General features: G+C 45.5%; 19 protein-coding genes. 17 read left to right on the forward strand and 2 right to left on the reverse strand.

Annotated features, from left to right (window positions below):
• Positions 1-96 precede the first annotated feature (96 nt).
• The 11 genes from DW091_RS17015 to DW091_RS17065 all read left to right on the forward strand — a co-directional run bounded on the left by DW091_RS17015 (position 97) and on the right by DW091_RS17065 (position 16,179).
• Positions 97-1,833 carry an ABC transporter ATP-binding protein gene (locus DW091_RS17015; RefSeq protein WP_118518757.1) on the forward strand — a complete coding sequence of 579 codons (1,737 nt, stop codon included), beginning with the start codon at positions 97-99 and terminating at the stop codon, positions 1,831-1,833.
• Positions 1,830-3,578: an ABC transporter ATP-binding protein gene (locus DW091_RS17020; RefSeq protein ID WP_118518758.1), complete on the forward strand. Its 1,749-nt coding sequence runs from the start codon at positions 1,830-1,832 to the stop codon at positions 3,576-3,578. The genes DW091_RS17015 and DW091_RS17020 overlap by 4 nt, the downstream gene beginning before the upstream one ends.
• Before the next feature lie 96 nt (positions 3,579-3,674).
• Positions 3,675-4,802 (forward strand): DUF362 domain-containing protein, encoded by a 1,128-nt coding sequence (locus DW091_RS17025; protein ID WP_096920810.1) that lies wholly within the window; start codon positions 3,675-3,677, stop codon positions 4,800-4,802.
• A 465-nt stretch (positions 4,803-5,267) separates the two neighbouring features.
• Positions 5,268-6,551 (forward strand): MFS transporter, encoded by a 1,284-nt coding sequence (locus tag DW091_RS17030; protein WP_118518759.1) that lies wholly within the window; start codon positions 5,268-5,270, stop codon positions 6,549-6,551.
• Positions 6,552-6,571: 20 nt separating this feature from the next.
• The gene (locus DW091_RS17035; RefSeq protein ID WP_118518760.1) at positions 6,572-8,008 is read left to right on the forward strand and encodes a trimethylamine methyltransferase family protein; all 1,437 of its coding nucleotides are present in this window, start codon (positions 6,572-6,574) and stop codon (positions 8,006-8,008) included.
• Between the two features lie 4 nt (positions 8,009-8,012).
• Positions 8,013-9,455, forward strand: coding sequence for a trimethylamine methyltransferase family protein (locus tag DW091_RS17040; protein WP_096920809.1), 1,443 nt, complete (start codon positions 8,013-8,015; stop codon positions 9,453-9,455).
• Positions 9,456-9,547: 92 nt separating this feature from the next.
• A complete protein-coding gene (locus DW091_RS17045; protein WP_074617098.1) occupies positions 9,548-10,999 on the forward strand; it encodes a sigma 54-interacting transcriptional regulator in 1,452 nt (483 codons plus the stop codon).
• A gap of 23 nt (positions 11,000-11,022) precedes the next feature.
• The gene (locus DW091_RS17050) at positions 11,023-12,462 is read left to right on the forward strand and encodes a trimethylamine methyltransferase family protein (protein WP_118518761.1); all 1,440 of its coding nucleotides are present in this window, start codon (positions 11,023-11,025) and stop codon (positions 12,460-12,462) included.
• 22 nt (positions 12,463-12,484) lie between these two features.
• Positions 12,485-13,918: a trimethylamine methyltransferase family protein gene (locus DW091_RS17055; RefSeq protein ID WP_118518770.1), complete on the forward strand. Its 1,434-nt coding sequence runs from the start codon at positions 12,485-12,487 to the stop codon at positions 13,916-13,918.
• 60 nt (positions 13,919-13,978) lie between these two features.
• Entirely contained in the window at positions 13,979-15,559 is a 1,581-nt protein-coding gene (locus DW091_RS17060; RefSeq protein ID WP_118518762.1) for a BCCT family transporter, read from the forward strand.
• A 212-nt stretch (positions 15,560-15,771) separates the two neighbouring features.
• Positions 15,772-16,179, forward strand: a complete 408-nt coding sequence (locus DW091_RS17065; protein WP_118518763.1) for a hypothetical protein — start codon at positions 15,772-15,774, stop codon at positions 16,177-16,179.
• A gap of 15 nt (positions 16,180-16,194) precedes the next feature.
• On the opposite strand, the gene DW091_RS17070 is transcribed toward DW091_RS17065, so the two are convergent.
• Together DW091_RS17070 and upp are read right to left on the reverse strand one after the other, a co-directional pair.
• Positions 16,195-17,541 carry an APC family permease gene (locus tag DW091_RS17070; RefSeq protein ID WP_118518764.1) on the reverse strand — a complete coding sequence of 449 codons (1,347 nt, stop codon included), beginning with the start codon at positions 17,539-17,541 and terminating at the stop codon, positions 16,195-16,197.
• A gap of 18 nt (positions 17,542-17,559) precedes the next feature.
• Positions 17,560-18,189: a uracil phosphoribosyltransferase gene (gene upp / locus DW091_RS17075; protein ID WP_074617093.1), complete on the reverse strand. Its 630-nt coding sequence runs from the start codon at positions 18,187-18,189 to the stop codon at positions 17,560-17,562.
• A 194-nt stretch (positions 18,190-18,383) separates the two neighbouring features.
• Here upp and DW091_RS17080 point away from each other — a divergent pair, with 194 nt between their 5' ends.
• The 6 genes from DW091_RS17080 (at position 18,384) to DW091_RS17105 (ending at position 23,953) form a co-directional block, all read left to right on the forward strand.
• Entirely contained in the window at positions 18,384-18,638 is a 255-nt protein-coding gene (locus tag DW091_RS17080) for a glutaredoxin domain-containing protein (protein ID WP_224168834.1), read from the forward strand.
• Positions 18,639-18,677: 39 nt separating this feature from the next.
• Positions 18,678-18,896, forward strand: a complete 219-nt coding sequence (locus DW091_RS17085) for a PC4/YdbC family ssDNA-binding protein (RefSeq protein WP_013381005.1) — start codon at positions 18,678-18,680, stop codon at positions 18,894-18,896.
• A 485-nt stretch (positions 18,897-19,381) separates the two neighbouring features.
• Positions 19,382-20,857, forward strand: a complete 1,476-nt coding sequence (locus DW091_RS17090; protein ID WP_118518765.1) for a hypothetical protein — start codon at positions 19,382-19,384, stop codon at positions 20,855-20,857.
• 384 nt (positions 20,858-21,241) lie between these two features.
• Positions 21,242-21,862: a sugar transferase gene (locus DW091_RS17095; RefSeq protein ID WP_187368480.1), complete on the forward strand. Its 621-nt coding sequence runs from the start codon at positions 21,242-21,244 to the stop codon at positions 21,860-21,862.
• A complete protein-coding gene (locus DW091_RS17100) occupies positions 21,859-22,707 on the forward strand; it encodes an NAD-dependent epimerase/dehydratase family protein (protein WP_118518766.1) in 849 nt (282 codons plus the stop codon). The genes DW091_RS17095 and DW091_RS17100 overlap by 4 nt, the downstream gene beginning before the upstream one ends.
• 1 nt (position 22,708) lies before the next feature.
• Entirely contained in the window at positions 22,709-23,953 is a 1,245-nt protein-coding gene (locus DW091_RS17105; protein WP_118518767.1) for a glycosyltransferase family 4 protein, read from the forward strand.
• Positions 23,954-24,005: the final 52 nt, after the last annotated feature.

A 24,005-nucleotide genomic window follows, 5' to 3' on the forward strand; every position in this document is an offset into this window, starting at 1 on the left:
GTATTTTATATAGAAGATATATAAACTAAATATTATTCATATGGTTGTTTTTATGATATCATAGCCATAATGAGACGTAAAGACAGGAGAACAAAAATGATAGAACTCGCGCATTATCTTAAGCATTTTAAAAAAGAAATGATTCTCGGACCATTTTTTAAGCTGACCGAAGCAGTATTCGAGTTAATCGTCCCGCTGGTTATGGCCAGCATTATTGACGTGGGGATAAAAAACGGAGATACCCGTTATGTTTACCATATGGGTGGGCTGATGGCGGCGCTGGGAGCAGTGGGCCTATGTTTTGCGCTGACTGCTCAATATTTTGCCGCCAGGGCCTCTCAGGGGACAGGTACGCTGATACGCCGTGATTTTTTTGCGCATATTAACCGGCTTTCCTATGCAGAGCTGGACAAAATTGGCACGCCGTCCCTCATCACCCGGATTACCAATGATATTGACCAGCTGCAGGTGGCGGTGGCCATGACCATCCGGCTTTTACTGCGGGTCCCCTTTTTAATTATCGGCGCGACCATCATGGCGATGACCATTGACCTGAAGCTGTCCGTTATTTTTCTGGTGGCGGCGCCGCTCATCGCTCTGACCATTTATTTTGTCATGAGCCGTGCCGTGCCAGTCTATAAAAAAATTCAGGCGCGGCTTGACGGCATTTCGCTCATTACCCGTGAAAACCTGGACGGGGTGAGGGTGATCCGGGCTTTTTCCAGGCAGAAAAGCGAAACAGCCCGCTTTGCGGCGGCGAATAAGAATCTGATGAAGGCATCGCTGAAAGCCGGGCGTATTTCCTCTCTGCTCAATCCTCTTACTTATGCGATTGTCAATATCGCCATTCTTTTTATTCTGTGGTTTGGGGGTATCCGCGTCAATGCTGGCGATCTGAGCCAGGGAGAGGTCATTGCTTTTGTCAATTATATGACGCAGATTTTACTGGCATTGATTGTCGCGGCCAATCTGGTGGTGATCTTCACCAAGGCGGCTGCCAGTGCAGCCAGAATCAACGCCGTTTTTGACACGGAGCCTTCGGTAATCCCGGGGGCTGCGCTGCCAGGACCGGTATTTGCCAATACAGGGGATGAAATCCGATTTCAGGATGTCTCCTTTTCTTATAACCAGAATAACGAATATGCCCTGAAGAACCTGAGTTTTTCCATTAAAAAGGGTGAGACCATCGGTGTTATTGGCGGTACAGGGGCTGGGAAAAGCACACTGGTCAATCTGATTCCCCGTTTTTACGACGTGACTACGGGGCGTGTCGACGTGGCAGGGGCTGGTGTGAGAGAATATCCTTTGGGACAGCTCCGGTCTAAAATTGGTATTGTACCTCAAAAAGCAGTGCTTTTCACCGGAACAGTTCGTGAAAATATGAAATGGGGGAATCCTCAGGCGAATGATGAAGAAATTGAGCAGGCTCTGGAGATTGCCCAGGCAGCCGAGATCATCCAAAAGATGCCGAAAGGCCTGGATACCGAGATATATCAGGGCGGCAAGAATCTGTCCGGTGGACAGAAGCAGCGTCTCACCATCGCCAGGGCACTGGTGCGCCATCCCGAGATTTTGATATTGGACGACAGCGCCAGCGCCCTTGATTTTGCGACCGATGCGGCGCTCAGAAAAGCCATCCGTCAGAAAACAGGAGAAATGACTGTGCTGATGGTGTCACAAAGGGTGACAACCGTAAAAAATGCAGACCGGATCATTGTGCTGGATCAGGGAAAAATGGCAGGTTTTGGCACTCACGAGGCGCTTTTTAAAGACTGTGGCGTGTACCGTGAAATCTGTCTCTCACAGCTGAGCAGCCAGGAGGTAAACAAATGAATGAAAAAAACAAAATACCGGTGATTCCGAGGCTGTGGGCCTATGCAAAGCCCTATGGCATTTTTCTTTTTCTCGGCCTTGTCTGCGCGGTGATCAGCATTGCCCTTGCTTTGTGGATGCCGGTTTTGATCGGCCGCGGGGTAGATTATATCGTGGGGCCGGGTCAGGTGGATTTTTCGGGGATTATGCGCTATGTGGTAATTTTGGGTGTCAATATCGGCGTCACGGTTATCTTTCAATACCTGATGAGCCTGTGCACCAATCAGATTACCTACAAAACAATTCAGGATATCCGGAAGGAGGCCTTTGAAAAATTTAATACCGTCCCGCTTAAGTATATCGACAGTCACTCGCACGGGGATTTGATGAGCCGTTTTGTCAATGATATCGAACTGATCTCAAATGGTCTGCTTCAGGGCCTTACTCAGCTTTTTACCGGTGTCGTGACGATTCTGGGAACGCTGGGCTTTATGCTGTCGATCAATCTGCGCATTACAGTAGTGGTAGTCCTGGTCACGCCTTTATCCATTTTTGTGGCAGGGATTATCGCCAGACTTTCCTATAACAAATTCAGGGAGCAATCTGTGGTGCGCGGCGATCTGAGTGGTTTTGTGGAGGAAATGGTAGGCAATCAGAAGGTGGTCACGGCTTTCAGCCATGAGGCAGCAGCAGAGCAGCAGTTTGAGGCCATTAACCAGCGCTTGTACCGCTGCGGCGTTCGGGCGCAGTTTTATTCTTCGCTGACCAATCCTTCCACGCGCTTTGTTAACGCTATGGTTTACGCGGCTGTGGGCATAACCGGAGCGCTTTCAGCCATACGCGGAGGCCTGAGTGTAGGGCAGCTGTCGAGCTTTTTAGCCTATGCTAACCAGTACACCAAGCCCTTTAATGAGGTGACTGGTGTGCTGACAGAAATCCAGACGGCCTTTGCCTCGGCCAGAAGGGTCTTTGCCCTGCTGGATGAACCGCCAGAACCAAGCGACGCGGCGCTTCCGGCGCTGCCGCTGGCAGAAGGAGCGGTGCGCGCAGAACATGTGGATTTTTCATATCAGCCGGATACGCGCCTCATCAGGGATTTGAACATTAATGCCGAGCCGGGGCAGCGGATTGCGCTGGTAGGGCCGACAGGCTGCGGAAAGACCACGATCATCAACCTGCTCATGCGTTTTTACGATGTCAACCGGGGTACTATTGCCGTGGACGGGCATCCGGTAAAAGGCGTGACCCGGAGCAGTCTTAGAGAGCAGTACGGCATGGTGCTCCAGGATACATGGCTGTTTTCAGGAACGATACGGGAGAACATTGCCTATGGCAGACCGGACGCCAGCGATGATGAGATCGTCGAGGCCGCTCGAAAGGCCTACGCCGACAGCTTTATCAGGCAGCTTGAAAAGGGCTACGATACACAGATTGCCGAGGGCGGAGAGAACCTCTCCCAGGGGCAGCGGCAGCTTCTCTGCATCGCCAGGGTCATGCTCACCAGACCGCCAATGCTCATTCTCGATGAGGCGACCAGCAGCATTGACACACGAACTGAGATCCGTATTCAAAACGCATTTAACGATATGATGAAGGGCAGAACCAGCTTTGTGGTTGCGCATCGGCTGTCCACCATCCGCGAGGCGGATATTATTCTGGTGATGAACCAGGGACGTATCGTGGAGCAGGGAAACCATGCATCTTTGCTGGCTCAAAATGGTTTTTATACAAAACTTTACAACAGCCAGTTTGAGGGAAGCGAGTAGGGGATTTTTGCTTTGGCGAGCAGCTAAAACGGGTATCTAAAATGATGGGTTTATGATAAAATAATCTGGAACAATTCAAGGAGGCGTTAAAACAATATGAACGAAAAAGCAAAGGTCTATTTTACGAATTTCAGAGCGAATCCAAAAATGAATCTCCTGCAAAAGCTCAGAAAGCTGATTGTGGCGGCAGGAATGACCGACATTGACTTTGAAAATAAATTTGCGGCGATTAAAATACATTTTGGAGAGCCTGGAAACATTGCCTATCTTCGGCCCAATTTTTCAAAGGTCGTTGTGGATTTGATCAAAGAGGAAGGGGGAAAGCCCTTTTTAACGGACTGCAATACCTTGTATGTGGGCCGTCGGAAGGACGCTCTGGAGCATCTCGACGCGGCTTATGAAAATGGCTATAACCCCTTTACCACCGGCTGTCAGCTGATCATCGCCGATGGCCTTAAGGGGACAGACGAGGTGGAGGTACCAGTCAATGGCGAGTATATCAAGGAGGCCAAAATCGGGCGGGCCATTATGGATGCGGATGTTTTTATCACGCTGAGCCATTTTAAGGGCCATGAGAACACCGGATTTGGCGGCGCGCTTAAAAACATTGGGATGGGCTGTGGCTCCAGACGCGGAAAAATGGAAATGCACAATGCGGGCAAGCCACATGTCATCGAAAAGAAATGCCGCGACTGCAAAGTATGTAAGGATATCTGCGCCATGAACGCCATCTCTTACCCGGAAAAAGCTGTGATCGATCATGACAAATGCGTGGGCTGCGGACGCTGTATCGGGATATGTCCTTTTGATGCCATCACCACGCCCAACGACGAAAGCTTTGATGTGCTCAATAAAAAAATGGCCGAATACAGCCTGGCTGTTATAAAGGGCCGGCCGAATTTTCATATCAGCCTGGTCATGGATGTTTCACCATTCTGCGACTGTCATGCTGAAAATGACCTGCCGATTATTCAGGATGTTGGCATGTTTGCCTCTTATGATCCGGTAGCGCTTGACATGGCATGTGCCGACGCCTGTAATCAAGCGCCCATTATTCCCGGCAGTTATCTGGCAGATCAGATCCATAAAAACCATGTTCATGATGCCGAGGAGCATGACCGCTTTACCTGCACCCATCCCGAAACTGACTGGCGGGTGTGCCTTGAGCACGCAGAAAAAATCGGACTTGGAACCAGGGCCTATGAATTGATTGAGATAAAATAGTGAAAAAGACTGTCTGAGTAATCAGGCAGTTTTTTGATTTTATGGAAAAGACATTTTTTCTTGTTTCTACAGGAATGAATGTCTTTTTTTATTTGATAAAAACCATTAATTTACAAAAAATATCAAAATAAGACCAAAAGCGCAAAAAAATATTGCGCTTATAGAAATTAGAGCATAGACTGTAAAGGTTTTAAAATGAGCTAAACAAAAAATTGCGCGCAATTTTTTATGTAAAAGCAACAATAAAAAATTGTAAAAATGTTTTTATTTTATATTTAAAGGAAAAAAAGATATTTAAAAAAGCTTTTTAATAAATTTTCGTAAAAAAACAAAAAATATCTTTGGCACAAAATTTGCAAATATTAATTTCAAGCCAATTTTATACGAAAGGAGGGCAACAATACGTCAAAAAGGCTGTGAGCTCGCGGTAAATATGTATTTTTAGAATGATCCAAGGGGGAAAAAATGAAAAAATTTGATTTCAAACGAGCAATTCAATTTATTTGTCTGTGCGGCGCAAGCATTATTTATTATGTACCTTATATGAAAGCCAGTTTTTACGATGCTCTGATCCAGGCTTTTAACGTCACGAATGTGGAACTCGGGATTATGACAAGCGCTTACACGACCATGACAATCGCCACATATTTTTTAGGGGGACTGGTGGCTGATAAGTTTTCGGCGAGAAAGCTGCTGGCTTTTTCCTATGTAGCTTCGGGACTGTTGTGTGTAGGGTTTGGTACGATCCCGGATTACCGGGTCGCGGTCGTGCTTTTCGCCATCTTAGGGGTTACGACAACCTTAACCTTCTGGTCCGCCTTAATTAAGGCGATTCGAATTTTTGCAAGACCAGGAGAAGAAGGAAAGGCGCAGGGCGATGTTGAAGGGACCAGAAGTATCCTGGCAGCCGTTCTTGGAACCATTGCTATTTTTATTTTCAGCCAGTTTTCCAACATTGTCACTGGTATGCAGGTTGTTATTTTTATCTTTGGCGGGGCCTGTATCCTGATTGGAATTCTCATCTGGATTTTCTTTGAAAGGGACGAACCGGACAAGGACAAAAATTTGGGAATTGGAAAAATTCTGTTAACCTGCCTTAAAAATCCAAACGTATGGTTGATGTCCTTTATCGTTTTTGGCGCTTTTATTTCCTGCACGACAACGCCCTATATGACGCCGTACGGAACGCAGATGTTTGGCCTGTCCATAACACTGGGGGCAATTCTGGGTATGTTCAGGGATTATATGCAGCCTATCGGCGCTTTGATCTCGGGGAATATCAGCAATAAAACCGGGATTTCGAAGCTGTTGATTATCGTCACTGCGCTGTTGGCAGTTATCAATATTTTTATTGCGATTATCCCGCAGCAGGCATCCCTGGTTATTCTGGTATTTATTGGTACTGCGCTGGGCTATATTATCCTTGGAGCTGCCAGGGGAATTTATTTTGCAACCCTGCCGGAGGCAGATATTCCAATGTACATGTCCGGTACAGTAATTGGGATCATCTCCACCATTGGCTTTTTGCCGGACAGCTTTATGCCAATTATTATCGGTAACTGGCTGGATAGCTATCCGCCGGAGCTGGCATACCGCTTTATCTTTATAGCCGCAGCGGCCGGAGCAATATTTGCATGTATTATCTCCATTATTTTTCACAGACGGAATAAAGAAACCATTGCGAAGCTGGCAGTGATTCAAAAAGAAGGAAAAATTGCAGATAAAAAAAATGCAGAAGAAGCCGTATAGACACGGAAAAGAGGTGAATTATGAAAGCTTATGAAAAGTATATTTCGAAAGAATCAGTTGAAAAGGTACATGAAAACACATTGAAAATTCTGTCTGAGATTGGCATCAATTTTGAAAATACACGAGCGCTGGAGGTCTTTAAAAAATACGGTGCAAGGGTAGAGGGCGATACCGTCTTTATAGATGAAAAAATGCTTGAGACGGCGTTGAAAACAGCGCCCCGGAAATTCATGATTTATTCCAACTCCTATAAGGATATGGAAATTGGCGGCGGCAGCATGATGAAGATTGCGCTGGCGTCCAATATTTATATTCAGGATGGGGACAAAATTCGTAAGACGACAAACGAGGACAATATCAATCAATTTAAAATGGGAGTCATGAGCCCGGTTATCGACTCTGCTGTGCTAAACCAGTTTCCAGACGCTCAGAAATTTACGGCGGAAGAAAAGGTGTTTGGCGTTTATGCCATGGACTTAAAATATTCGGGAAAAAGCCATATAAACGCCAATGAGATGACGTTAGGGCTGGACCCTGAGGCTGTTTATGATTTGACGCGGAAGGGCATTCAGCTGATTAAGGAATTTGAAGGGATCAGGGACCAGTACGTATGCTATCGAAGCTTAAACGTGCTGTCGCCCTTGACCTATGACAGCGCGCCGGTCGAAAAGATATTCGCCGCCTGTGATGAAAATCAGCCGTTGATTTTATCGCCTTGTGCAATGCCTGTATTGACCGGCCCACCTTCTGTTGCAGGCATTCTTTCAATGAACAATGCAGAAATATTGGCTGGTCTTGTGCTCATCCAGCTGATACGGCCCGGAACCGGCTTTGTCTATGGCAATACATCGGGCTCCTCCGATTTAAAAACACTGCAGCTGACGATTGGTACACCCGAGACAGCCTTGATTGCTTACGGAACCGCCGCGCTGGCAGATTACTACGGCCTGCCATTCAGGACCGGCGGCTCGCTATCGGACGCCAAAGATTTAGATGGACAGGCTGGCGCTGAAACGATGATGCTCCTAAAGGCAACGATAGATGTTCAGCCGGATGTAATCTACCATACCATCGGGACAATGGGGACCTTTAATGTGCTGAGCCTTGAAAAATTTATCATGGATGAGGAAATTATCGGTATGCTTGAGCGCGAACGAAGTGGTATTGACTGCTCGGAAGAGAAATTATGCTTTGACGCCATCAGGAAGGTTGGGCCAAGAGGGACGTTCCTGAAAGGTAGAACACCTAAGATGTATCGTGAAGAATTTTACAGGGCGGCCTTATTTAACAAAGAGGATCCAAACCAGTGGCAGAATGAAGGGAGCGTCAGCATTAAGGAAAGGGCGAGGGCAGAGGTTAAGAAACGCCTGGAAGCCTATGAGGCGCCTGAGAGAACCAAAGACCAATGTAAATTATTGGATGCATTTATCCCCCAAATTTACAGAGAAGGGATCTAGTTAGATGAAAGCGTATGAAAAGTATATTAAGAAGGAAAAAATTGAGAAGATACATGAAAAAAGTCTGCATATCTTAAAACATACCGGAATCAAATTTGAGCATCCGGAAGCGCTTGATATTTTTAAAAGAAACGGTGCATCGGTTGAGAATGATACAGTCTACCTAGACGAAAAAATGGTACAAAACGCATTAGAAACAGTACCAGAGAGCTTTACACGGTTTTCATTAAAAGGAAGCTACGAGGTAGGACACGGTTCCAGAATCATGCGGCCGGCTGATGGATCCATCTATTTATCCGAAAATGGACATATCCGAAAGATGACGAACAGCGATATTATCAGACAGTTCAAATTAGGCGAGGCCAGTAAGATTGTCAACAGCAACGATGTAAACGGGTTCTTGGAAACAGAGCATTTTAGTAAGGAACAAAAGATTTTTTCGAACATCGCAATTGCCTTAAAATACAGCCACACAGCGCCTGTGGCCCTCATGCCCAGAACCTTCGCGCTTTCTGAGAAGGAGAGCGTGCGGGAAGTCTTTGCCGAGGGAATTCGGCTGGTCAAACGATTTGAGGGTGTGGAAGACGATGAAAAATACGTAATCTCCTACGGTGTCAACACACTGTCCCCGTTATGCTATGATCATGACCCGATCGAACGCATTTTGGCGCATTGCGATGAAAACCAACCGTTGTGGATCAGCCCGTGTGGGATGGCGCTCCTGACAGCGCCTCCGTCAATCGCTGGGATGATGGCCATGACAAATGCCGAGACACTGGCAGGGATTGTCCTGACACAGCTTTGCAGGCCAGGGCTGCCGGTTGTCTATGGCAATACCTCGGCAGGCACGAATCTGAGAACACTGCAGCTGAGCATTGGCGCGCCCGAGTCTGCGCTGATCTGTTATGCGACAGCAGGTCTGGCTGATCTTTACCACATGCCTTTCAGGACAGGTGGAGCGTTGAGCGACGCAAAGGATTTTGATATTCAGGCAGGTATTGAGTCCGAAATGCTCACTTTTGCAACGCTGGACTGCGGCGCAGATCTGGTTGCACACGCCTGCGGTATTATGGGCTCCTTCAATGTTATCAGCTTTGAAAAGTATATCGTAGACGAGGAAATAACCGCCATGTGCAGCCGCCTGATTAGGGGGATAGACTGTGATGAAAGCCGTTTTTGCATTAAAGAGATTGAAGAAACCGGCGCACGGGGCACTTTTCTAAAAGGCAGGACGCCAAAAATGTACCGGGAAGAATTCTACCTGCCTGAATTTTTGAATAAAGAAGATCCCAACCAGTGGATGAACAGGGGAGCTCCAAGTATTGATGCGCTTTGCAAAGAGGAGGTTGAACGTCGCATCGCGTCTTATGAGGCCCCTGAAATTACCAAAGAGCAGGATGATCTGCTCAGGCCTTATATTCCTGTTGAATATAGAGAAAACATATAAATAAAGTAGTGATTCTTAATTAAAAATGCAGCCGTTTTGCCATACAGGTATTTTAGGTTAAAATACCATCACCAAAAATCAAGAGGTGCTTTATGAAAAATGGGAAAACAGATAAAAAATTAATGCCAACAGAATGTCTTGAAAAAATTGAGGATTTCTGCGTGCTGGTTGTCGATAAAAACAAAAAAATTATTGCCTATTCAAAAGGCTGTGAACGTATCGAGGAGATGAAAAGAGAGGATGCAATCGGCAAAAACCCAAATGAAATTTATGAACCAAATGATCCGGATAAGGCCATCACCCTGAACGATGAAAACCGCTCTCTGCTGTTGAACACTTTAAAGGATGGGCGCTGCTATAAGGATACCTTCTCTTACTATAAAACACAGAACGGTAAAGAATGTACGGTGCTCTTTAATTCTTTTCCTGTTTTTGATGAAAGTGGAAATATTGAAATGAGCGTCGGCACCTACCGCGAAATATCAGAGTATTTTAATTTAATTGATACGATCAATAAAAAGAATCATGACAACGGCACGTTAAGCGCCGTTAAGCTCCATAATAACACACAGTATACCTTTGAGGATATTATAGGTGAAAGCAATGAAATGAAGCAGTGCATTGAAAAAGCCAAGCTGGCCGGGACAACAGATGTACCGATTATGATATCCGGAGCCACAGGGACAGGAAAAGAGGTATTTGCCCAGAGTATTCATAATATCAGTGATCACAAAAAGAATCATTTTGTGGCTGTTAATTGCAGCGCGATACCCGAGAACCTTTTGGAGAGCACGTTGTTTGGTGTGAGAAGCGGCTCCTTTACCGGAGCAAAAGAACGAAAGGGCCTTTTTGAAGAAGCTGAAGGCGGAACCCTTTTTCTGGATGAGTTAAACTCAATGAATATCAGTATCCAGTCCAAGCTGTTGAGAGTACTGGAGGAGAAAAGATTCAGAAGAGTTGGCGGGAATAAAGAGATTATCGCAAATGTCAGGATAATCGCGGCGATTAACCAGGATCCCCTGGAGGCCATCAAGGAAAACCGCCTGCGCTCAGACCTTTATTACCGGCTCAGCGTTTTTAACCTTCAGCTGCCGCCGTTAAAAAATCGAAAGGAAGATATCATTGCCCTCTCGAACCACTATATCTCAGAGGTGGCAGCCTTTTTGGGGAAAAAGGTCAACAGCCTGTCCAAAACAAGCCGAAAAATCCTGCTGCGGCATGACTGGCCGGGGAATATACGAGAGCTGCGGCATGTTATTACCCAAAGCCTGTATTTGGCTGGAAATGACTGCTATGCGCTGGAAAGCTCATGCCTGCCCGAATACCTGCTGGAGCGCTACAAGGTAAATGAAGAAAAACAAATGGATTCTCTGAGCTTAGGTACCAACAAAAACCTCAGAGAGATGGTTGATAATTTTGAAAAAGAAACGATTATAAAAGCGTTAAGGCAGAAAAACCATAACGTTACGCAGGCGGCAAAGCTCTTAAATATTTCAAGACAAAACCTGCAAAATAAAATGAGAAAATATAAAATATCCGGATAGTTATCCAGATGGGAGAAATAAAAATGAAAAGCTATGAACGTTTTATATCCAAACAAGAAATTGAAAAAATCCATGAGTATTCACTGAAGATTTTATCAGAAATCGGTATGCGCTTCGAGCATGAGGGAGCTCTGGAGGTTTTTAAAAAACACGGTGCCCGTGTGGAGGGGCAGACTGTTTTTATTGATGAAAAAATGGTGACAGAGACCCTCAAATATGCGCAGCGGAGCTTTACCGTAAAATCCTGCAAAGGCGATCTGGAAATTGGCAGCGGCAAACAGTATAATGGCGCGATCGGCGGCAATGTGTACTGCCACTATCCAGACGGAGTGATCCGGAAAATGAGCAATGAGGATACATTAAACCAATTTAAACTTGAGGATACCAGCGATATGCTTGATTTTGGGACCATCAATTATTTTCAGGACTATTCAAAGGGGTTTACTGTAGACCAGAAAATATTCAGCAATATTGCGTTGATTTTAAAGTACGGGCATAAACCGCTTTTCCTGACAACCGCCAATACCTTTGCGCTGTCGGATAAAAAAGAGATTAAAAAAGCTTTTGAAAAGAGCGTTCAGCTTTTGAATGATTTTGAGGGAAATGACGCGGTGCACAATGTTTATATTTTAAATACCCTGTCGCCTCTTACCATGGACCACGACCCGTTAGACAGAGTATTTGTTCTCTGCGAAGCAAACCAGGGCATTATGTTCGCACCCTGCGCCATGCCGCTTATGACAGCGCCTCCCTCCATTGCTTCGATGGTGGCTATGACTAACGCCGAGGTACTGGGCGGCTATGTGCTGGCAAAACTGCTGAATCCAGATGTACCGGTAGTCTACGGCAATACCTCGGGCGCTACAGATATGCGGACAGTTCAGCTTTCAATCGGGGCGCCGGAATGCGCATTGGTCGTTTATGCGACAGCCGGCCTGGCAGACTACTATGGGATGCCATTCAGAACCGGCGGCTCACTCAGTGATGCGAAAGACGCCGATATTCAGGCCGGGGCCGAATCGATGATGATGATTACGGCCACGCAGGACGTCAACGCCGATATTGTTCTGCACGCCTGTGGCTGTATGGGATCATTTAACGTAACCGATTTTCGCAAGTTCCTGATCGACGAAGAAATCCAGAGAATGAATCAGCGGCTGTTTGCGGGAATTGACTGCAGTGACGAAAAATTCTGTATGGATACTCTTAAAAAGGTTGGGCCAAGAGGTGCTTTCCTGACAGGACGCACACCTAAAATGTACCGCGAAGAGGTCTATCTTGCCAAATATTTTAATAAGGATGACCCAAATCAGTGGCAGAACAAGGGAAGCGTCAGTGTGGTTGATATCGCACAGCAGGATGTCGAAAAACGCCTGGCCTCCTACACTCCGCCAGAAATCACAAAAGAGCAGAATGATCTGCTTCAGCCTTATCTGCCCGATGCCTATAAGGAAATGATCTAAAGTGGAATGTAAGGGAACAGCAATGAAATCTTATGAAAAGTATATTTCAAAGCAGGCGGTCGAGAAAATTCACGAGCAGACGCTGCGTATCCTCGATGAGGTTGGCGTAAAATTTGAAAATCAGGAGGCCTTGGAGGTTTTTAAAAAACACGGAGTCCGGGTAGAAAACGATACGGTGTTTATTGATGAAAAAACACTGACGGAAGCTCTGAAAATAATTCCTTCTCAGTTTATTCTCTCCTCTTTTAAGGGTGATCTGGTAATCGGAGGGGATCACACGGTTTTCAGACCGCTCGGAAGTAATATTTACATTCAGACAGGAAAAGAAATAAGAAAAATGGACAATCAGGATATTCTTGACCAGTTTAAGCTGGCAGATACCAGTCCTGTCATCACAGGCTCGCACATTAACCTGCTGGCAGAAACCAAAAATTTCACGCCGGAGCAAAAGGTTTTTGCAAACATGGCGCTGCAAATGAAATATGCCAATAAACCAACCGTAACTCTTTATCCTAATACGCTGGCATCTGGAAAAGAAAGCTATTTGAGGACATTGTTTAAAGAAACAATCGAAATCGTTAACCGCTTTGAGGGAAACAATAAATATCATATTTTGCCAATGCTCAATTCTTTGTCGCCCCTCACCTTTGACAATGCGCCCATTGAAAAGCTGTTTGCAACCTGCGAGGCAAACCAGCCGCTGTGGATCGTGCCCTGCGCCATGCCCCTGATGACAGCGCCGCCGTCTGTGGCCTCGATGATGGCCATGACAAACGCCGAACAACTGGCGGGCATTGTGCTGGCCCAGCTTCTGCGGCCCGGCATACCGGTGATCTATGGGAACACCTCGGCTTCCACCAACATGCACACCATTCAGCTGAGCATTGGATCGCCCGAGACTGCGCTTGTCTGTTATGTAACAGCGGGGCTGGCAGACTATTATCATCTGCCCTTCAGAACCGGCGGCGGCCTCAGCGATGCCAAGGATTTTGACGCCCAGTCAGGTATTGAGAGCATGATGATGCTCTACGCGAGCCTAGATTGCGGCTCCAACTTTATCGAGCATGCCTGCGGAACCCTGGGAACCTTTAATGTCATAAATTTTGAAAAGTTTTTGATGGATGAGGAAATCATACAGATGGTCGAGCATTTGTTAAAAGGGGTAAACTGCTCGGAAGAACGTTTCTGCTTTGAGGAAATTAAGGCGACGGGCGCCAGAGGAACATTCTTAAAAGGGCGAACGCCCAAAATGTACCGGGAAGAATTCTACCAGTCAAAATACATGAATAAGGAAGACCCAAACCAATGGCAAAACAGCGGGTCCAGATCTTTAAGGGACACCATGAAGCCTGCTGTCAAAAAACGGCTGGAGAGCTACCAGCCGCCGCAGATTTCAAAGGAGCGTTTGTCTGTCATTGAGCCATATATTCCTGAATGTTATAAGACAGGTATATAAATTTATAAAGCAGAGGCAGAGGATGTCTCTGCTTTTTTACCGAACAGGAGAAAAATCATTATGGATAAAAATAATAAGCTGTTAAAGATGGTCAACTGGCATGTGCTGCTGATTTCCGGAGCCGCGCTTATTTTTTTCGTGGCCTTTGCCTGCGTTGCACCAGAAGCTTTTTCGAAGGCCGCCAATGCCGCACTTTCATTTGTGCTCAAAAATTTCACATGGTTTATCACCATTGTAGCTTTTTCGGCCATTATATTTTGCCTGTGGGCTGGTTTTAGTAAATATGGAAAAATACGGCTGGGCGGCCCGGATGCAGCGCCAAAAATGAATAAATTTGTCTGGTTTGCAGTCGCGCTGACCTCGGGAATCGCAGTGGGAATTAATTACTACGGCGTCTATGAGCCGATCCAGTTTATATACAATCCACCGCCGTTCCTGGGCGCCGTGCCCTTATCCAGCGAGGCTGTTTTCGGCTCCTTAAAATATACCTTTCTGCACTGGTGCATTCATCCCTACTCAATATATACAGCCGCGGGGCTGAGCCTTGTCTTCTTAATTTATAATGGCAAGAAAGATTACCGGGTATGTACAGCGTTGTATCCTCTTGCGGGAGATAAAATATATGGCAGAGTCGGAAACGCCGTTGACGCGCTGGTTATTTTTGCGATTATTGGAGGAATTGCGACCTCTCTCGGCTTTGCCACGCTTCAGATCGCCCGGGGATTGGATATTATTATGGGATTTACAAGCAACTTGTACAGCTGGATTATTATCATTGCTGTGATCACTGTTTTTTACACCTTATCCAGTATCTCCGGGCTGCATAAGGGCATTACCTATATCAGCAATCTAAACACACTGCTTTACTTTTTTGTCCTGATTTTTGCCTTTATTGCTGTAGACCCCGTGGGGGTAACGGAATTAACCATCACAGCCATCGGCCAGTATTTTAATGATTTTGTTAATCTATCCCTGTTTCTTGACCCCATCGAGAAAACAGGGTGGATTGGGGCCAATAATGTGTTCTTTAATACCTGGTGGATGGTTTTTGCACCTTTGATCGGTTTGTTTTTAGTCAAGCTGGCCTACGGGCGGACCATACGTGAATTTGTGATCGTTAACCTCATTGCGCCAGTGGTGTTCTCCTTTGCCTGGTTTGGTATTTTTGGCGGCAGCAGCATCATTCTTGAAAAATTTTATGGCGCCAATATCGGTGAGCTCATTGAGCAGACAGGGTCGGATATGGCTCTGTACGCTTTCTTTAAGCAGCTGCCGTGGAACGCTGTCATGAATGTGGTAGCCCTTGTCATTGTAATCCTGTCCTTTATCACTTTGGCTGAGTCCATGACCATGTCGATATCGGCCATGTCGATGCGCCAGTTTAAAGACGCGACCGGGGAGGCCTCTCCACCCCGCGGCATCAGTATTTTCTGGGGGAGCATCATGGCGGTAACCGCCGCGGTTTTACTGGGCACGGGAGGGACAGAAGCCCTGCAGACAGCCTCCATTGTATGCGGTCTGCCCATTGCGCTTTTAATGGTGCTTATGATGGTTTCTTATTATCGCACAATGAGACATCTGAATGTATATGATGACTACAGCCAGGGAGATCTGGATGCTTATAAAAAAGATGATCAGTAAAATTTGATTTCATGGAAAAGATAAATCTTTCTTTAAAGCTTTCATGCTAAAATAGAATCATCAAAAAAAGGAGACCCCCGGTCACTTTGGCGCTGACCGGGGATTTGAGAGGAGTAAAAAATTAATTTATATAAAAGGAGACCGGTGTGGTTTCCCTGCCAGAAAGATATATACCCCTGATTTTTTAAAACTAACATAAAAGGAGAAAAAGAATGACAATTTTTGATGATTTGGGAAAAACCCTGAACGATGTAGCCGCCGCGACTGCGGACATGCTCGGTGACCTGGCAGAAACAGCCAAGGTAAAAACCACCATCGTTTCTGAAAAGCATGAGATGGAGGCGCTTCTGGCTGAGCTGGGAAGAACCGTGTACGAGGCCCGTAAGGATAACCTGACAGAAGACAGCGACAACCCTTCCGATGTGCTGTGCCGCAAAATTTTGGAAAAAGAAGAAAAGATCGCAGAGCTTGAAGCCAGGGAAGAAGAAATGAAAGCAAAGGAAGAAGCAAAGGAAGAAACCGAAGAAGCTGCTGAAGATACAGATGAAGCAGCCGTTTCCGACGCGGAAATAATCGAGGAAGAAGAAACAACTGAAAAAGACGATTCAAAAGAAGAATAAGAAAAAGCGCAGGCATCAGACCTGCGCTTTTGTCACTTTTTGGTAATAAACCATGCCACCGGCCAGAAAAACAAGGCAGATGGCAATATACAAAATAAACAGTGGGCTCTGCAGACCGCCTGAGAAGATAATCAAGGAACCTGCCGCGGCCAGCACCGGGCACAGAATGCCCCGGAAAGCCCCAATCTGCCGTTTCTGGCCCAGTTTAAACACCTGGTAGTACAGAGGAAGGTAGAGCAGGTAAGAGACCACAATGGCGATTTCTGACACATCCGAGTTGGCCAGCAGCCCAAAGCGCTGTGTAAAATAATGGATCACAAACCAGCAGGCGACAATCAGGTAAGAGGCGATCGTCGAGTTGAGGGGGAAATCCGACTTTGGCGTCAGTACTTTCAGCCTGTCCGCGCCCGGAATCATTTTCTGAAGCGCCAGAGAATAGGGCATCTGAGAAATGCCCATCACCAGTCCGTTTAGGCCGCCCAGCACAGAGATTAAAACAAAGAAGCCGATCAGCTTAGCGCCAAAGGGGCCAAAGACCATAGCGGCCGCCTTGTCCAGATGCGCGTCGCCCAGCTGCATAATGGCCGGCGCGCCCAGCAGGTTGGTGACCCCTACAAAGTAGAGGATGTACATGAGCAGGATGAACAGAGGGCTGATAACCAGCGCGATGGGCAGGTTCCGCCGGCTGTTTTTGATCTCATGGGCCACCGAGGTGGAGATGATCCATCCGTCAAAGGAGAAAGCCACTGATGGGATGGCCATAATCCAGGAAGCGTGAAGCATTCCCGTTGCTGGGGCAGGCATAGCGACTGCGGCGGTTTGCGTATTGCCGTGGAGCAGGCCCGCCACCGCGATGATCAGCAGGGGAATCAGCTTGATAACCGTCGCAGCGTTCTGAAAAAGCCCGGCCAGCCTGGCCGAGAGCATATTCATAAGGTATAGGCCCGTCAGCAGACCAAAGCCTACGAGACACTGGACCTCCAGAGAGGCATTGATGCCCATAAAAATGCAAAAGTAAATGCCCGAAACCCAGGACAGCACCACAGTGATGGTGGGCAGATAGACAAAGGTTTGAAACCAGCCGTAGGCCGAGCCCGCCATGGGGTTTATAAAAACCCGGGCATAGGTGAGTACCCCGCCGGGCTCGTCGGTCCGGGATGCCAGCTCCGCGACTGTCAGGCTCCCAAAAATAATGCTGACCGCCGCGAAGCAGAAAATAATTACACCCAGAACGACATTGCCGCCAGTGGCAATTAAAATATTATCGCTTTTAAAAAAAATACCGGAACCGATGACGATTCCGATAATCATGGCAATGGCTGTAAACAGTCCATAACGTTTTTTGATTGTGTCTGTTGTCATGGTAACAGACCTCCTGTCCTATTTAGTCCCGAAGAGGCGGTCTCCCGCATCGCCAAGGCCTGGAACAATATAGGAGTGATCGTTCAGCCCTTCGTCGATACAAGCACAATAAATAGGTACCTCGGGGTGTTTTGCTTGTACAGCCTTTATACCCTCCGGAGAAGCTAAAATAACAACCAACTTAATATTTTTGCAACCCGCGTCCTTCAGGATGTCAATGGTGTGGACAGAGGAGACGCCAGTAGCCAGCATGGGGTCTGTGATAATGGCCTCGCGCTCCGCGATGTCTGTGGGCAGCTTGCGGTAGTATTCCACTGCCTCCAGCGTTTCGGGGTCGCGGAACAAGCCGATATGGCCAATCTTGGCATTGGGGATAACATGGGTAAAGCCCTCAACCATGCCCAGGCCCGCGCGCAGAATCGGCACGATGACCACATCCTTGTCTGCCAGCACCTGCTTGGTGGTCTTGCAGATCGGCGTTTGAATTTCAATATCCTTGAGAGGAAAGCTTCTGGTAACCTCATAAGCCATGAGCGTAGCCAGCTCCTTTACCAGCTCTCTGAAATCCTTAGACGGTGTATCCTTCATACGCAGTAAGGTTAGCTTATGGGTGACCAGAGGATGGTCAATGGTAGTTACTTCATTCATAAAAAAAGCTCCTTTGTCTTGTTTACTAAACAATATAATACATTAAAAAAAGCTGAAAGGCCATTGTTTTTTATTTTTAATTCTTGACACTCTGCCAGAATAAGGTAAAATGGTAAAGAAAAGGACCGATATTAGCAAAGCTTGAATAAAAATAGCCAATCAGGATATAAACATAAGAAACGGAAGGAAGTTTGATGATGAAAGAAATTAGATTATATACCTGGCCCCACTGCCCATTTTGCAATAACGCAAAGCGTTTGTTAGACCAAAAGGGCCTGACTTACAAGGATGTTGACATTTATGGCAATAATGAGATGAAACAGGTACTGGCCGAAAAGACTGGGCAGCATACGGTTCCCTTTATTTTTGTCGATGAAAAGTTTATCGGTGGTTATACTGAGTTGGCCGAGCTTGATAATCAGGGCGACTTTGATAAAATGCTCGCATAAGCGGGATAAGATAAATAATTAAAAGGAAGAAGAGGAAGTATGGCATTTTCGTTTAAAGTAGTAGAAGAAGTTGGAGTATTATCCGAAGGAGCAAACGGCTGGCAGAAGGAATTGAACCTGGTCAGCTGGAACGACCGCGAACCCAAATACGATATTCGTGAATGGGACGCAAACCATGAAAAAATGCGCAAGGGCGTAACCCTGACCATCGATGAGCTGGTAGAGCTGCGCAGCATTTTGAATGAATTAGAGCTTTAATTTTATTAGAAAAACGAATAAAAAAGAGAAAAAACGGACTCGGGAGGGTCCGTTTTTTACGTTGCTTTTAAGTAGAAAAAGTTCGCAGACTGTTGGTAGTCTGCGAACTTTTTTTGATTTTTCGTTTAAGAAAATGATTTGTTTTTCAACTGCGTGATTTATTATAACATTCCCTCATGAAAAATGCACCTCTTTTTTGAATTTTTTAAATAATTTTCTTCAAAATCACTTTTATGTTTTTATTCTAACGATAAATCCTGATTTTCTTTGTTTTTTACTTTTTTAAAGACTGGTCAAAATCTGGTCAGTTTTCTTCTATATATAATAAGGTAAAATCTGCAATACACGAATTTTAATTTACAAAAGTTATTTTTACAATTTGGTCAATGATCTGGTCATGATTCTTTATAACGTACACGCTTGCGATCTTTCTAGTATTGTACTCGCAGACTACCAACAGTCCACGAATAAAAGTGAGGTCAGTTATGAGTGCCGGATACGCCATCACAACCTACAAAATACAGCTGAATTACAAGCATTTAGACTGGTTTAAAAAGACCCAGTCCCTCTTTGACGCTGTCCTGGCATTCTACTACGAGCTGCTCGAGCGCCAGCCCGAAGCCCTCAGCCTCACCAACCAGAATTTACTGCGCCATTTAGAGCTGCAGACCATAAAACAGCGGGACGGCACACAGCCCGAAACGCCCCTGCCCTTTGAGAGAATCCCCCTGTACTTCCGGCGCGCCGCCATCAACGCGGCCATCAGCATGTATAGAAGCTACACAAGCAAGCTCAGGGACTGGGAAACATCAATGGAAAATGGAAAATTGAAAATGGAAAATGAAAGATCAGAATCGCAAAGCGATTCTGATTCAAACCAAATCGGCCAAGCCGATTTGCACCATAACCTTCCACTTTCCACTTTCAACCTTCCACCTGAGTCGGCGAAAAAGGGCCGCCCAAGCCGCCCAAAGAATCTTCACATGTCAATGCTGTATTACAAGGGAATGTATAAGGATTTCGCCGACGGCCAAATCCTGCTCAAGCTCTACACCGGCAAAGCCTGGTCCTGGGTCAAGCACCGGTATACCGGCAGACCATTTCCAGAAAACGCCGAGTGCATGAGCCCGACCATTGTCATCAAAAAGAAAAAAGTCATGCTCCACATCCCCGTTAAAGAGGTCGTGAAAGACAGCCGAACCGCCAAAGAGCGCGTAAAACAAAACGAAAGCTTTGTCGCCGTCGCCTTGACCGGCTCCGACACCCTCGCCGTTTGTACCACCATCCAAGCTGACGGTCGCGCCACCGCCCCATATTTCATCAAGGGCGGAAAAGCACTGGCCCACCGTAGGAAGCAGCTGATAGGGTATACCAAACGAAACACTGCTGGGAACAAGGCTCCCAGGCTTATAACGCAACCTGTAGGGAACGACGCCCTCGGGGTCTGCCCCCGAGGCTTGTCGTCTTATGGACAAGCCGAAGCGGGTAGCGCTTTGCAAGAGCATCGACCAAACGCCAAATACTACGAAAAAATCACCCGCATCACCGACCACTACGCCCATGAAGTGAGCCGAAAGATCGTTGACTACGCTCTCAAACAAGGCACCAAACTCATCGTCCTGCCCGAGCTCAAAGAAAGCTTTAATCAGGCGAAAAAGCCCTACCTGGGCAAAACACCCTACGACTTTATCGGAAGGCGCATCGCCCGCTACGTCCAGTACAAAGCCTGGCAGAAAGGCCTGGTCGCCATGACCAGCAAGCCCTACTACGCCAGTACCCGGTGCTGCCACTGCGGCGCACCCATCGCCAGGCACAACACCGAGTACCAGAACCCCAGCCCCAACTTCTATGGCGGCAAGAATTTCGTTTGTAAAGAAGGCCACCGGGGAAGCACAGCGCTGAACAGCGCAAGGAATCTGGGGAAAGGGTTTTATGAGCGGTTTTATGCGGGCGCTGCCTGATAAAAAAGAATAAAAAATAGAAAAATAGATTATAAATTTAATCTTTAAATCCTGTAAAGAAATTTACAGGTGTGCTTTTCGTCTACAAGGCCAAAAGTACAGGCTTAGCACCGCCTGTTTTTATTTCGCGTCGCATTGTGTTTGGTTTCTTCTATGTATTATAGAAAAGATAAACACAATGCGACGAAAGTAAAGATTAAAGGATCATTTTTGATCGTGCGTGCTACGAGTTTTAAATAATTGAATGTAATTAATAAGAGGAAATGAAGTGTAGGGAACGCTGCTCTCAGCGTTCCGAAAGAGGAACGATCATGAAAGAAGAAAAAGCAGAAGAAATCACAGAGGAAGAAGAACCAGAATACAGCTTTGAAATAGGAGTGTAAGATGATCTATCAAAAATATATCAAGCGCATACTGGATTTTTCACTGTCAACAGTCGGACTGGTCATTCTTTCACCCGTTTACGGCATCCTTGTTATTGCCATTAAAGCCGACTCCAAAGGACCGATCCTTTTCAAACAAAAACGCGTGGGAATCCATAAACAGCATTTTAATATTTATAAATTCAGGACCATGTCCATTGATACGCCCAAAGATACCCCAACCCACATGCTTAAAAACCCCGATCAGTACATCACAAAGGTCGGCAAGTTTTTGAGGAAAACAAGTTTGGATGAGCTGCCACAGATTTTCAACATCATCAAAGGCGAGATGAGTATCATCGGCCCACGCCCAGCACTCTGGAATCAGGAAGACCTGATTGCAGAACGTGATAAGTATAAGGCCAACGACGTGCGGCCAGGGCTCACCGGTCTGGCACAGATCAGTGGTCGGGATGAACTGGAAATACCAGTCAAAGCCAAGTTAGATGGACAGTATGTAAAAAACATCAGCTTCCCCTTTGACTGTAAAATGTTCTTTAAAACCATCACCTCTGTCTTAAAAAACGAAGGCGTACAGGAAGGCGGCACCGGAGCCATGGGCATAGAGGAGGACTTGAAATGAAACACATTCTGATCACCGGCAAAGACAGCTACATTGGCACCTCCTTTGAAAAATGCGCAAGCCAGTGGCCCGGGGAATATCACGTGACAACTGTAGATACTCTCGATAATGCATGGGAAGCGATGGATTTCAGTCCCTTTGATGTGATTTTACACGTTGCAGCTATAGTTCATAAAAAAGAAAAAAAAGAGGCGGCCTCTTTATATGAAAAAGTAAATAGTAAACTTCCGGTAGAAATTGCTAAAAAAGCAAAAAATGAAGGGATTAAGCAACTTGTTTTCATGAGCACCATGAGTGTATATGGTCTCGATTCCGGAATCATTGATAAAGATACACCTCTGTGTCCCAAAACACTGTATGGACAAAATAAGTTAAAAGCAGAGAAAGCTTTAGTTGAAGCAGAAAACGATGATTTTAAAGTCGCAATCTTGAGGCCGCCATTAGTTTACGGCAAAGGTTGCAAAGGAAATTACACACGATTATCCCGACTCGCTTTGAAAACACCTGTTTTTCCAAAAATAAAAAATCAGAGAAGCATGATCCACATTGATAATCTTTGTGAGTTTATAAGATTATTAATCGATGATCAGGAACAGGGAATTTTTTTTCCACAGAACAAAGCATATGTCAACAGCGCTGAGTTGGTAACGAGCATTGCAGAAGTCCATCATAAAAAAATTCATTTGACGAGCTTTTTCAATCCCTTGGTCAACCAATTAATCAAGCGCATAGTTGTTTTCCAGAAGGTTTTTGGAAACTTGGTATATGATCAAAATTTATCACATTATAAAAAGGATTATAACGTGGTAAGTTTCAAAAAATCCATTGAACTTACCGAAAAATGAAATGAAAAAACAAAAAGACATCCTTGTATTATGTCAGTTTTACTATCCCGAATATGTTTCTTCTGCGACATTACCCTATGAAATGTCCGTTGATCTTGTTAAAAGAGGTTTTTCTTTAGACGTTCTTTGCGGCTATCCAAAAGAATACAGTGAGCAGCAAAAAATACCTAAAAAAGAAATCATCAATGGAATTTCAATTAAAAGAATTCAATACCTTCAGATGAACCGCAAAGGAAAAGTTGGTCGATTGGTCAATTATTTTTCGTTTATCTGTTCAGTAGGTGTACATTTGTTTTCACTTCGAAAATATAGAAGTATTATTGTGTATTCAAATCCGCCTATTTTACCCGTGATCGCCGTTTTAGCCAACAGGCTTTATAAAACAAAAATCGTTTATGTTTGTTATGACATCTACCCAGAACTCGCGCTGTTATTGGGAGGTGTACAGAGCGGAAGCATGATTGAAAAAGTGATGAACCATATCAATCATTCCCTTTTCAATTGTGTTTCAAAAGTCGTTGCGTTGTCACATGAGATGAAAGATTATCTTCTGGCAAACAAGTGTGAGTTAACAGATACCAAAGTGGAAGTGATCCCAAACTGGTATAAAAAATGTAAGGATACCGAAGAAATACATAATGATCAATTCAAAAATCTTCGAAAGAATTATCGAACCATTGTCGTCTATGCGGGTAACATGGGAATCTGCCAAGACATGGAGACCATTTTTGAAGCCGTTGAAAACTTAAAAACACATCAGGATATCCTATTTTGTTTTGCAGGGCATGGAGCCAAACAAGATGACCTTAAAGAGCAGGCGAAAATAAAAGGATTGGCACAAACCATCTTTTTCGACTTTTTAACCGGAACTGATTTTACAGATCTGCTAAAAATTGCAGATTGCTATTTAGTTAGCCTTGAAAAGGGTGTTGAAGGCTTAAGTGTGCCAAGTAAAACCTATAGTTATTTATCTATGGGAAAACCCATAATCGCCATTATGAATCAAGAGACCGATATCGCAAAGGACTTGAGGCGAACCCGTTCAGGATTCAGTATTGAACAAGGCGAAAAAGAAGCTTTGGCAGAATATATTTTAGAATTAGATTCCAATAAGCAGAAAGTCAAAGAAATGGGTCAAAACAGCCAGCAGCTTTTCGTAGAAAAGTACACCCGCGAGATTTGTACCAATCAGTATATCGAAATGATGAAAAATGTTCTTAATAGAAGGAGTGACAGCCATGTTTGAAGGAGAAACCCTACTCATCACCGGCGGCACGGGCAGCTTCGGCCACGCCGTG

The organism is Eubacterium sp. AM05-23, assembly GCF_003477535.1.
Classification (GTDB): domain Bacteria; phylum Bacillota; class Clostridia; order Eubacteriales; family Eubacteriaceae; genus Eubacterium; species Eubacterium maltosivorans.

Coding starts and splice junctions, on each gene's coding strand:
- DW091_RS17015 (WP_118518757.1), top strand. CDS start 97: ATGATAGAACTCGCGCATTATCTTAAGCATTTTAAAAAAGAAATGATT.
- DW091_RS17020 (WP_118518758.1), top strand. CDS start 1,830: ATGAATGAAAAAAACAAAATACCGGTGATTCCGAGGCTGTGGGCCTAT.
- DW091_RS17025 (WP_096920810.1), top strand. CDS start 3,675: ATGAACGAAAAAGCAAAGGTCTATTTTACGAATTTCAGAGCGAATCCA.
- DW091_RS17030 (WP_118518759.1), top strand. CDS start 5,268: ATGAAAAAATTTGATTTCAAACGAGCAATTCAATTTATTTGTCTGTGC.
- DW091_RS17035 (WP_118518760.1), top strand. CDS start 6,572: ATGAAAGCTTATGAAAAGTATATTTCGAAAGAATCAGTTGAAAAGGTA.
- DW091_RS17040 (WP_096920809.1), top strand. CDS start 8,013: ATGAAAGCGTATGAAAAGTATATTAAGAAGGAAAAAATTGAGAAGATA.
- DW091_RS17045 (WP_074617098.1), top strand. CDS start 9,548: ATGAAAAATGGGAAAACAGATAAAAAATTAATGCCAACAGAATGTCTT.
- DW091_RS17050 (WP_118518761.1), top strand. CDS start 11,023: ATGAAAAGCTATGAACGTTTTATATCCAAACAAGAAATTGAAAAAATC.
- DW091_RS17055 (WP_118518770.1), top strand. CDS start 12,485: ATGAAATCTTATGAAAAGTATATTTCAAAGCAGGCGGTCGAGAAAATT.
- DW091_RS17060 (WP_118518762.1), top strand. CDS start 13,979: ATGGATAAAAATAATAAGCTGTTAAAGATGGTCAACTGGCATGTGCTG.
- DW091_RS17065 (WP_118518763.1), top strand. CDS start 15,772: ATGACAATTTTTGATGATTTGGGAAAAACCCTGAACGATGTAGCCGCC.
- DW091_RS17070 (WP_118518764.1), bottom strand. CDS start 17,541: ATGACAACAGACACAATCAAAAAACGTTATGGACTGTTTACAGCCATT.
- upp (WP_074617093.1), bottom strand. CDS start 18,189: ATGAATGAAGTAACTACCATTGACCATCCTCTGGTCACCCATAAGCTA.
- DW091_RS17080 (WP_224168834.1), top strand. CDS start 18,384: ATGATGAAAGAAATTAGATTATATACCTGGCCCCACTGCCCATTTTGC.
- DW091_RS17085 (WP_013381005.1), top strand. CDS start 18,678: ATGGCATTTTCGTTTAAAGTAGTAGAAGAAGTTGGAGTATTATCCGAA.
- DW091_RS17090 (WP_118518765.1), top strand. CDS start 19,382: ATGAGTGCCGGATACGCCATCACAACCTACAAAATACAGCTGAATTAC.
- DW091_RS17095 (WP_187368480.1), top strand. CDS start 21,242: ATGATCTATCAAAAATATATCAAGCGCATACTGGATTTTTCACTGTCA.
- DW091_RS17100 (WP_118518766.1), top strand. CDS start 21,859: ATGAAACACATTCTGATCACCGGCAAAGACAGCTACATTGGCACCTCC.
- DW091_RS17105 (WP_118518767.1), top strand. CDS start 22,709: ATGAAAAAACAAAAAGACATCCTTGTATTATGTCAGTTTTACTATCCC.